Source organism: Desulfothermus sp. (genome assembly GCF_053993635.1).
On record NZ_JBMYBT010000055.1, the window covers coordinates 1 to 9,520 of the forward strand.

10 protein-coding genes are annotated in these 9,520 nt (G+C 35.5%); 6 read left to right on the plus strand and 4 right to left on the minus strand.

The genetic code is table 11. From position 1 onward, the window contains the following. The 3 genes from ACY2V1_RS03845 to ACY2V1_RS03855 form a co-directional block, all read left to right on the plus strand. Positions 1-909: TRAP transporter substrate-binding protein (locus ACY2V1_RS03845; protein WP_461833477.1), on the plus strand; the 909-nt coding region annotated here is incomplete at its 5' end. 37 nt (positions 910-946) lie between these two features. Continuing rightward, the gene (locus tag ACY2V1_RS03850) at positions 947-1,435 is read left to right on the plus strand and encodes a TRAP transporter small permease subunit (RefSeq protein WP_461833478.1); all 489 of its coding nucleotides are present in this window, start codon (positions 947-949) and stop codon (positions 1,433-1,435) included. Further along, positions 1,425-2,765: a TRAP transporter large permease gene (locus ACY2V1_RS03855; RefSeq protein ID WP_461833486.1), complete on the plus strand. Its 1,341-nt coding sequence runs from the start codon at positions 1,425-1,427 to the stop codon at positions 2,763-2,765. Before ACY2V1_RS03850 ends, ACY2V1_RS03855 begins: the two co-directional genes overlap by 11 nt. A 1-nt stretch (position 2,766) precedes the next feature. Here ACY2V1_RS03855 and serB read toward each other — a convergent pair whose 3' ends face one another. Beyond that, positions 2,767-3,975, minus strand: a complete 1,209-nt coding sequence (gene serB, locus ACY2V1_RS03860; RefSeq protein WP_461833479.1) for a phosphoserine phosphatase SerB — start codon at positions 3,973-3,975, stop codon at positions 2,767-2,769. A 96-nt stretch (positions 3,976-4,071) separates the two neighbouring features. Between serB and ACY2V1_RS03865 the strand changes: the two genes are divergently transcribed. Beyond that, the gene (locus ACY2V1_RS03865) at positions 4,072-4,551 is read left to right on the plus strand and encodes a flavodoxin family protein (RefSeq protein ID WP_461833480.1); all 480 of its coding nucleotides are present in this window, start codon (positions 4,072-4,074) and stop codon (positions 4,549-4,551) included. Positions 4,552-4,567: 16 nt separating this feature from the next. After that, entirely contained in the window at positions 4,568-5,896 is a 1,329-nt protein-coding gene (locus tag ACY2V1_RS03870; RefSeq protein WP_461833481.1) for a UDP-glucose dehydrogenase family protein, read from the plus strand. 28 nt (positions 5,897-5,924) lie between these two features. Here the strand turns inward: ACY2V1_RS03870 and ACY2V1_RS03875 are convergent, their stop codons facing one another. After that, the gene (locus ACY2V1_RS03875) at positions 5,925-6,149 is read right to left on the minus strand and encodes a hypothetical protein (RefSeq protein ID WP_461833482.1); all 225 of its coding nucleotides are present in this window, start codon (positions 6,147-6,149) and stop codon (positions 5,925-5,927) included. 175 nt (positions 6,150-6,324) lie between these two features. Between ACY2V1_RS03875 and ACY2V1_RS03880 the strand changes: the two genes are divergently transcribed. Then, on the plus strand, positions 6,325-7,590 hold the full coding sequence (locus ACY2V1_RS03880; RefSeq protein WP_461833483.1) for a YihY/virulence factor BrkB family protein: 1,266 nt from the start codon (positions 6,325-6,327) through the stop codon (positions 7,588-7,590). Here the strand turns inward: ACY2V1_RS03880 and ACY2V1_RS03885 are convergent. Together ACY2V1_RS03885 and ACY2V1_RS03890 are read right to left on the minus strand one after the other, a co-directional pair. After that, entirely contained in the window at positions 7,580-8,137 is a 558-nt protein-coding gene (locus ACY2V1_RS03885) for an NUDIX hydrolase (RefSeq protein WP_461833484.1), read from the minus strand. The two genes, ACY2V1_RS03880 and ACY2V1_RS03885, sit on opposite strands and share 11 nt — an antisense overlap. 12 nt (positions 8,138-8,149) lie before the next feature. Beyond that, a complete protein-coding gene (locus ACY2V1_RS03890; protein WP_461833485.1) occupies positions 8,150-9,349 on the minus strand; it encodes a thiolase family protein in 1,200 nt (399 codons plus the stop codon). Positions 9,350-9,520: the final 171 nt, after the last annotated feature.

Consider the following 9,520-nt stretch of genomic DNA (forward strand, 5'->3'; position numbering starts at 1 on the left):
GTGGTGAAATTGGATTGTAACGCAATTTATGGGCCAACTAGTTTTCATACCCAGGGGGCAATGGAATTTGCTAAATTGGTCAAAAAGTACTCAAAAGGGACAGTTATTATAAGCGTACATCCTGGCGGTGCCCTTGGATTCAAAGGCCCAGAACTTTTAAAGGCTGTTAAAGACGCCCAGGTGCCAATGAGCGATATATTAATGGGGGTAGTTGCTGGAAGTGAACATATATTTGGCGTAAGCTCTCTTCCCCGCTTGGTCAAGACATATAAGGATGCAAGAGAGTTATATGAAGATCTTAAGCCCTTATATAAAAGGGCAGCCCTTAAATGGAATCAAAAGTTTTTGTATGCAGCTCCATGGCCACCAAGTGGTCTTGTTACTAAAAAGGAAATTCATACTGTTTCAGATTTAAGGGGATTAAAAACCAGGACATATGATAAAAATGGCGCCAGATTTTTAAAAGAACTGGGAGCATCTCCTGTACCCATGCCATGGGGTGAGGTTTATTCTTCCTTACGCACAGGGGTAATTGATTCTGTTTTAACCAGTGCTGAATCAACAAAAAATGGAAAATTTTGGGAGGTATTAAATTGTTTTGCTAAAATTAATTATGCATTTCCCTTAAACATGATGACAATGAATCTGGATTACTGGAAGTCGTTATCTAAAGAACAACAAAAGGCTATTTTAAAGGCAGCAAGAGAAATAGAAGATATGCAGTGGAAAAATTCTGAAAATAGAAACATTGAATCAATAAAAATACTAAAACAACATGGGATGAAGGTATATAATCCTACAAAAGAGCTAAATAAAGCAATGGATAGGGCTGCAAGAAAGATAATTGATGAATTTATCTCAAAAACCAGGGGTAGGGCAAAGGATATTTTGAAAAAATATGTAAAATAAAAAATATGGGGCTTAAAAGGGCCCCTTTAATAATTCTATGAAAAAAATATTAAATGTAATAGATTTTATATCAAAAGTGGGTGCATATCTTTCAGGTGTTTTTATGTTGCTTATTGTGTTTTTGATATGTCTGGAGATTTTATTGCGTACTCTTTTTAAGACTTCTACAATGATATCAGATGAATTTAGTGCATATTTTATGGTATTTTCTGTTTTTTTGGGATTGGCATATACCTTGAGAGAGGGAAAACATATTAAAATAACGCTTGTTACTTCTAGAATTAAAAATAAAATGGTTGCAAAGGGTGTAGATTTGATTGTATTGATACTTGCATTTGGAATTTCAGTTTTTGTATTTTGCTATTCAGTCTCAATGGTATATGAGACCTATAGTTTAGATATGAGGGCGGATTCTATGTTGGAGACCCCTTTGTGGATACCAGAGATGGGAGTCCCCATTGGATTTTTTCTTTTGTCTATTCAACTTATATCAATGATAATTAGGAGGATGAAAAATTATCAGTGATCCACTTATCCTATCCATTGTGATGTTTGGAATTATGTTTTTGTTCCTCCTATCTGGACTATGGATAGGATTTTCCTTGATTGCCGCTGCAATTTGCGGAATGTTATTATACAACTTTAACCTTCCTCCAACTATTTGTATCTGGAGCAAAATTGGGAACTTGATCGCAAATTCTGTGTGGAACAGCATGGATTCGTGGTCCCTTACTGCCCTTCCATTATTTGTATTAATGGGTGAGATCTTGTATAGGACTGCGATTTCAACCAAGCTTTTAAATGGTCTTTTACCCTGGTTTTCACGGATACCTGGAAAATTACTCCACATAAACATTGTTGCTTGTTCTCTTTTTGCTGCGGTCTCTGGTTCCAGCGCTGCAACAACTGCTACTGTTGGCAAGATCACCTTAGATGAGCTGTCAAAGCGTGGATATGACAGGGATCTGGCATTGGGATCCTTGGCTGGAGCTGGTACCCTTGGTTTTTTGATTCCACCAAGCCTTATTATGATCATATATGGCGTTTTATCAGATACGTCCATTGGGAAATTATTCATTGCAGGCATAATTCCAGGACTTATTTTAGCCTCTATGTATTCAACATTTATAATTTTTAAGGCCCTGACAAACCCTTCTGTGGTGCCTGAATCCGATGAAAGGAGCTATACCTTTAAAGAAAAGATCAAGAGCTCAAAGGAGCTTTTTCCAGTACTTTTTTTAATATTTATTGTGCTTGGGGGCATATATTTGGGCTTTACCACACCCACAGAGGCAGCTGCAATTGGGGTGATAGGTGCTTATATATTGGCCTTTTTATTTAAAAATATAACAAGACAGATATTTGTTGAATCCTTGCTCAGTGCGGTAACAACTACCTGTATGATCTGTTTTATTATTTGCGGTGCAGCTTTTTTGTCTCAAGTAGTTGGATTTACAGGAATAGCCAGGGCGCTTAGTAATTTTATTGCACAGCTAAATCTATCACCCTATGTCTTGATCTTTGTGCTTGGGATTATGTATCTTTTTTTGGGGATGTTGCTTGATGGAATATCAATTGTTGTTATGACTCTCCCAATTGTGCTTCCTATAGTGACTCAGGCTGGATTTAAACCCCTTTGGTTTGGTATCTTTTTAGTTATAATGGTGGAATTATCCCAAATAACCCCACCTGTTGGTTTTAGTCTATTTGTTATACAGGGTATATCCAATGAAGAAATAGGAAGGATACTTAAGGCTACATTCCCATTTTTTGTAATTATGATTTTAATGGTGGTAATTCTAACAGCTTATCCTGAGATTGTTTTTTATTTACCAAGTAAAATGGTAGCCAAGTAAGTTATGCTACTACCTCTCTATCCCTTATCCCCAGAAAGTACAGTATTGCATCTAGGCCTACGTTTGTTAAGGACTGTTTTGCCCCTTCCCTTACAATTGGTTTAGCTCTAAAAGCAATGCCAAGCCCTGCTAAATTTAACATTGGAAGGTCATTTGCGCCATCTCCAACTGCTATTACCTGCTCCAGGGATATGTTTTCTATCCTGGCAAGCTTTTTTAAAATCTCAGCTTTTTTTTCACCATCAATTATGTCTCCTACGACCTTCCCTGTTAACACATTGTCTTTTATTTCAAGCTCATTTGCAAATACATAATCTATGTTCAATCTTTTCTTTAAGTATTCTCCAAAAAATGTAAAACCACCTGAAATTATCGCAATTTTATAGCCAAGTATCTTTAGATTTTTAATTAGTTTTAATGCTCCATCTGTTAGGGGCAAATTTTTTGCTACATCAAAAAGAACTGATGCTTCTAACCCTTTTAGCAGGGCAACCCGCCTTTTTAGACTCTCTTTAAAGTCAAGTTCTCCGTGCATTGCCCTCTCTGTAATTCTTTTGACCTCTTCATATACCCCTTTTCTCTTAGCAAGCTCGTCAATAACCTCTGTTTGGATCAAAGTAGAATCCATATCAAAGGCAATAAGTCTTCTATGACGTCTATAGGGAGTATCTTCCTGTATCCCTAAGTCAATATCTCCCTTTTGTGATAGAATTAAAAATTCTCGCCTGATTTTTTCTAAATCAAGCCCTTTTCCCTCAAGTGTTATTTCTATACAACTAACACCCTCATTTTCAGCGCTATTTAATTTGGGTTTAGATAATCTTTCAATGGAAATTACATTCACATCATCCTTAAGGATCAGGTCTATAAGTGAGTGGAGATGGTTTGAGGTAAGGTTTTTTGCAAGTGCTGTTATAATATATCTTTTTTTAAATGAGTCATTTAGTGGGTAATTTTTATCAAAATCTATCTTTTCAAAGGTTACATGGAGATTTAATTTGTGACAGGTATATAATACTTCTTTAAAAAAGTCGTCTATTAGGATGTTTGACGGGAGTTTGATTAAGATTTCCACTGACAATGTCTTATATATTACTGCCTGGTTTATATCTAGGACCTCACCCTTAAAAAGGTTAAGGGTTTTTGTGATGTGTTTTAGCTTGCTTGGTGCATCTTTTCCGTTTATATTGATAAGATATGTATTTGACATTTATTTTATTTAGATTAATTAAGTTTATAACAAATTCAATTAATTTGTATAAAATTGTTTGCTTTTTTGCAAGTTATAAAACAGGAGGTTATTGTTATGGAAATATTAGTGCTTTATTATTCCAAAACTGGTAACACAAAAAAATTGGCAGAGGCTATTGCTAAGGGTGTGGAAGAGGTTGATGGAGTTAAGGCGAATTTAAGATCAACACAAGAGGTAACAAAAGAAGACTTTTTAAATGCAGCCGGTGTAATTGCTGGTTCTCCAGTATATTTTGGTGTCATGGCTAGTGATTTAAAGAGGGTATTTGATGAATTTGTATCTATTAGAAAAAAGATGGAAAACAAAATAGGTGCTGCTTTTGCTACATCTGGAGACTTAACAGGTGGAAAAGAGACTACAATGATGTCTATTATACAGGCAATGCTCATCTATGGAATGATAATTGTTGGAGATCCCATGAGTGCAACTGGACACTATGGTGTTGCTTGTGTTGGGGCACCTGATGAAAAATCCGTGGAAAATGGGAAAAAACTCGGGAAAAGGGTTGCAGAACTTGCAAAAAAGATAGCATAAATTGGAGTCTTGAATTATGGATATTTGCATTGTTGGAACAGGTTACGTTGGGCTGGTTACAGCTGCATGTTTTGCTGAGACAGGCAATAATGTAATTTGTGTGGATATTAATGAAGATGTTATTAATAAATTGAAGCAAGGCCAGGTGCATATTTTTGAACCTGGCCTGGAAGATCTGGTTAAAAGAAATCTAAAACAAGGAAGGCTTCAGTTTACAACTCAGATTAAAGAAGGAATTGATAAAGGGTTGTTTATCTTTATATGTGTTGGTACCCCTCCAAAAGAAGATGGCAGTTGTGACATGAGGTATGTGGAAGGGGTAGCACGGGATATAGGTAGATATATCAATGAATACAGAATAGTTGTAAACAAATCTACTGTACCAGTTGGTACTGCAGATAGGGTTAGGGCTATAATTTCAAAGGAAATAGAAAAAAGGGGAGTAAATGTTGAGTTTGATGTGGTATCAAATCCTGAATTTTTAAAAGAAGGGGATGCAGTTTCTGATTTCATGAAACCAGATAGAATTATTGTTGGTACTGATAATGTAAGGACCGCAGAATTACTTAAGGCCCTGTATGCTCCCTTTGCCCGTTCCAGAGAAAAGCTAATTGTAATGGGTATTAGAAGTGCTGAGATGACAAAATACGCAGCCAATGCCATGCTTGCAACCAAAATTTCCTTTATAAATGAAATTGCGAATATTTGTGAACAAGTTGGTGCAGATGTGTCTGATGTTAGGCTTGGGATTGGGGCTGACCACAGGATTGGCTATCACTTTATATATCCAGGAGTTGGCTATGGAGGCTCCTGTTTTCCCAAAGATGTAAAGGCATTAATCAACACTGCTAAGCAGATTGGATATGATCCAAAGCTTCTATCTTCAGTGCATTTGGTAAATGAAGAGCAAAAGAGGGTACTGGCCAAAAAGGTGGAAAAATTTTTTTCTAACAGAGGTGGAGTTAAAGGAAAGACCATTGCTATCTGGGGACTTGCATTTAAGGCCAATACCGATGATATTAGGGAATCCTCAGCCATAACTATAATTGAGTACTTGACAGAAAAAGGGATGAGGATAAGGGCCTTTGACCCAAAGGCCAGTAACAGGGCAAAGGAATATTTTAAAGAAAATCCCCTTGTTGAGATAGTAGATGGGGAATACATTGCCCTTGAGGGCGCTGACTGTCTTGGGGTTGTCACAGAGTGGAATCAGTTTAGAAATCCAGATTTTGCACGTATTAAAAAACTATTGAAATATCCTGTTATTTTTGACGGAAGAAATCTCTATGATCCTAAACTGGTCAAAGAATTTGGATTTGAATATTACGGAATTGGAAGAGGATAATTTTTAGGGGACATAATGTCCCCTTTTTTTAGAAATCCAGAGGGAGTTTACCTGTCCACTTTCTTATCTGCAATTCAAAGAGTACAGCCCTCTCATATTCAAGGTTTAGCATAAGAGATGCACCTTCTCCCTGGTCGAACTGATCATCTAAGAACTGGGTCTCTTCCCAAAAATCTAAAAGCTCTTCTGTAGGTAAGTTTTTTATTTGTTCCATGAGGGTGTTATCCACCAGATATGGAAAACAATTTGCCATCAATTCCTCCTAATCCATTATTATTAGTTGCTGGACTTGCAGGAATTATTAAAAACTTTTTTCAAAAAAGCAATATTTAAATTTTAATTAAATATATTTGGTAGTTATTGAAAGTTGGAGTAAAAATATATAAGATAGCATTTGTGAGAGGACAAAAAAATTATGGAGTCAAAGTATGGATCTTAGAAAAAAGATATTTATTATAAAAGAATTTGATTTTCGTAATATAGTTTGTAATTTTAAGGAGTTCATGAAGTCAATAATTCTTTCTATCCAAAAAAATAAATGTGGTGTTAGGGCAGCGGCGCTAACATATGTAACTACGCTTTCAATTGTGCCTTTTTTGGCCATTGCTTTTTCTATTTCTAAAGGTCTTGGTTTCCATCACACAGAATTTATCCATAATTTTTTATTAAAGGTTACCGCAGGTAGAGAGGATGTAGTTAGCAATATACTATCTTATATAAATAATACAAATGCTGGGAAGCTAGGAGGATTAGGAGTTGTTACACTACTTGCAGTGGTAGTGTCATTAATAGGTACTATTGAGGATACCCTAAACGCAATATTTGAGATCCCAAAAAATCGTTCATTAAAGGAAAAAATAACAAGCTATTTTTCAATTACGCTTTTATTTCCAATTTTAATGATTGTGATAGCTACTTATTCTTCTTCACTCATAAATATTCCCCTTATAAAAAAATTTTTATCCTATTCTTTAATTTCATATGTATATCTATTTTTATTGAAAATTGTACCTTTTATGATGGTATGGTTTTCTATTTTTATAATTTTTTATTACATTCCAAATGGAAAAATTGATACCTGGAGTATTTTAGTGGGATCATTTTTTTCAACTCTATTGTGGGAAATATCCAGATACATATTTATTAATTATCAACCATTTAATCCAAAATACAATGCAATCTATGGTAGTTTTGCAAAAGTATTACTGGTGTTGTTATGGTTATATTTCTCATGGTTTATGTTGCTTATTGGAGCTGTTATAGCGTATGAGTTAAAATCAATAAAATATGGACGATTTAATGTTAGAGAGAAATTGGGAAGCTTTAATATAGCCCTAAAAGAATTTATATTTTTAAAAATCATATGTTATATGATTAAAATTTTTAAAAAAGGAGATGGAGTAGTCACTCTGGAAGAATTATCCAATGTTACTAAATTGCCAATATTTATTGTATTGGAATTTATAGACGCTCTTAAAAGCTTGGGGTTTATTGTCCCAGTAGAAGATGAGAAAAAGGCATTTGTAATAGCTGCAGATTTTGATAAATGTACTTTGGGTGAGTTTTTAAGAATAATAAGGAGCTATGATGATGTGGATCTACAAAAAATCAAGGGAGTAGATGGTTACAGAGCCCTTAACTATCTCTACTCCCTTGATAAAAATATCCCTTTAGCTCAAGTAGTTATAGATTAAAGAGATGAGGGTATTTTAATATAAGATAAGTAAATGCACAGATTACAAGGCTATGGGTAATTTTTTGTTTTTGTATTAAATCAGTAACTTGCTTTAGGGGTATTAATAAAACCTCTATATCTTCCTTTTCATCTAACTGTTGTTTATATGTATTTTTAACATCTCTTGCCAGATATGTGTAACATTCATTGTTTAATATAGCAGGGTTGGGATGTACTTTTCCCAGAAATTCCACATTATCTGTAATATATCCTGTTTCTTCCTTAAGTTCCCTTATAGCAGCACCTTCAGGTGTATCTTCTGGTTCAACCATCCCACCTGGGATTTCTAAGGTAAAGTCCCTTATTCCGTGTCTGTATTGTTTTATAAACACCACATCATTGTCACTTGTGAGAGGGATTATATTTACCCATGGTCCTGATTCAAGTACATAGAATTCATAGGGTTTATTTGTCCTTGGAGAGACGGCCTTATCTACCCTTAAGTCAAATACCCTATAGGAGCTGTCCTTGTTTGACTCAATTAATTTCCATCTTTTTAATGACATAAATACACCTTCTTAATCTTCATTCTCAATAATAGTGGCCATCCCCATGCCACCACCGACGCACAGAGTGGCAAGTCCTATCTCTACATTTCTCCTCTTCATTTCATACATAAGGGAGACCATAATCCTGGCTCCTGTGCAACCAACAGGGTGTCCCAATCCAATTCCGCTACCATTGACATTTACAATCTCTCTATTCAAACCAAGGTTTTTTTCGCACGCAAGATATTGTGCAGCAAAAGCCTCATTTAACTCAATTAATCCAATATCAGATAGAGAGATCTTTGTCTTTTCAAGGAGTTTTTTTGTAGCTGGAACAGGTCCAAAACCCATTATTTTGGGATCAACCCCAGCTACCTGAAATCCAATGATTTTAGCAAGTGGTTTTAGCCCAAGTTCTTTTGCTTTTTTTCTGCTCATAAGAAGAATTGCCGCAGCACCATCATTTAGCCCAGAGGAATTTCCTGCTGTAACTGTTCCATCTTTTTTGAAAACTGGCTTAAGTCTTTTTAGGTCTTCTATTTTAAGGCCATATCTTACGTGTTCGTCTGTATCTAAGGTATATTTCTTTCCCTTTTTTTCAAATTCAATTGGAACGATCTCGTCTTTGAATTTTCCTTCTTTAATGGCCCTTTCTGCATTGTTGTGGCTCCTAAGAGCAACTTCATCCTGTTCTTCTCGAGAGATATTATACATCTCTGCTAGATTTTCAGCTGTTTGTCCCATTATCATTGGCTCTCCAAGGAGTCTGCTGCCAGAATGTAGGAGTTCCCACATTGAATCAGTAAATTCTCCATGTTGGAGTCTCATTCCCCATCTGGCACCATCAACATAATAAAAAGCACTGCTCATGGACTCAACACCGCCTCCAATCACTATATCTGCATCGCCATTTTTGATCTTCAGATATCCCAACTCAATGGCCTGCATTGCTGATGAGCATTGCCTTTGAATGGTGCATGCTGGGACTTCTACTGGAAAGTTGGCCATTAATGCGGCGGTTCTAGCAGTGTTTGCTTCTGCTGGATGTTGTATGCAGTCTCCCATAATTACGTCGTCCACCATTTGCTTTTCAACATTAACCCTTTTTACTACTTCATCTAAAACATAACTTGCAAGTTTTGAAGCTCTAAAATCCTTAAATATACCTCCAAATTTTCCAATAGCAGTTCTCACTGCTGAGACAATTACTACATCTGAATCTTTTTTCATACTTAGGTCTCCTCTAATAAATTTTTTTGCTTTTATATAGGGAAAATTTTCTAAAAACAAGTGGAAATATGCATGGAGATAACCATTCATGCATAAACATAATTTTAAAAATGAGGTGAGTTGATATGGACTATTGTTGAAGGGGTATGCTAAATTCAAAATTTATAAGCT

What these genes read in the sequence shown, in the direction of transcription:
- ACY2V1_RS03885 (WP_461833484.1), bottom strand. Translation starts at nt 8,137, where the DNA reads ATGTCATTAAAAAGATGGAAATTAATTGAGTCAAACAAGGACAGCTCC.
- ACY2V1_RS03850 (WP_461833478.1), top strand. Translation starts at nt 947, where the DNA reads ATGAAAAAAATATTAAATGTAATAGATTTTATATCAAAAGTGGGTGCA.
- serB (WP_461833479.1), bottom strand. Translation starts at nt 3,975, where the DNA reads ATGTCAAATACATATCTTATCAATATAAACGGAAAAGATGCACCAAGC.
- ACY2V1_RS03875 (WP_461833482.1), bottom strand. Translation starts at nt 6,149, where the DNA reads ATGGCAAATTGTTTTCCATATCTGGTGGATAACACCCTCATGGAACAA.
- ACY2V1_RS03870 (WP_461833481.1), top strand. Translation starts at nt 4,568, where the DNA reads ATGGATATTTGCATTGTTGGAACAGGTTACGTTGGGCTGGTTACAGCT.
- ACY2V1_RS03890 (WP_461833485.1), bottom strand. Translation starts at nt 9,349, where the DNA reads ATGAAAAAAGATTCAGATGTAGTAATTGTCTCAGCAGTGAGAACTGCT.
- ACY2V1_RS03880 (WP_461833483.1), top strand. Translation starts at nt 6,325, where the DNA reads ATGGATCTTAGAAAAAAGATATTTATTATAAAAGAATTTGATTTTCGT.
- ACY2V1_RS03865 (WP_461833480.1), top strand. Translation starts at nt 4,072, where the DNA reads ATGGAAATATTAGTGCTTTATTATTCCAAAACTGGTAACACAAAAAAA.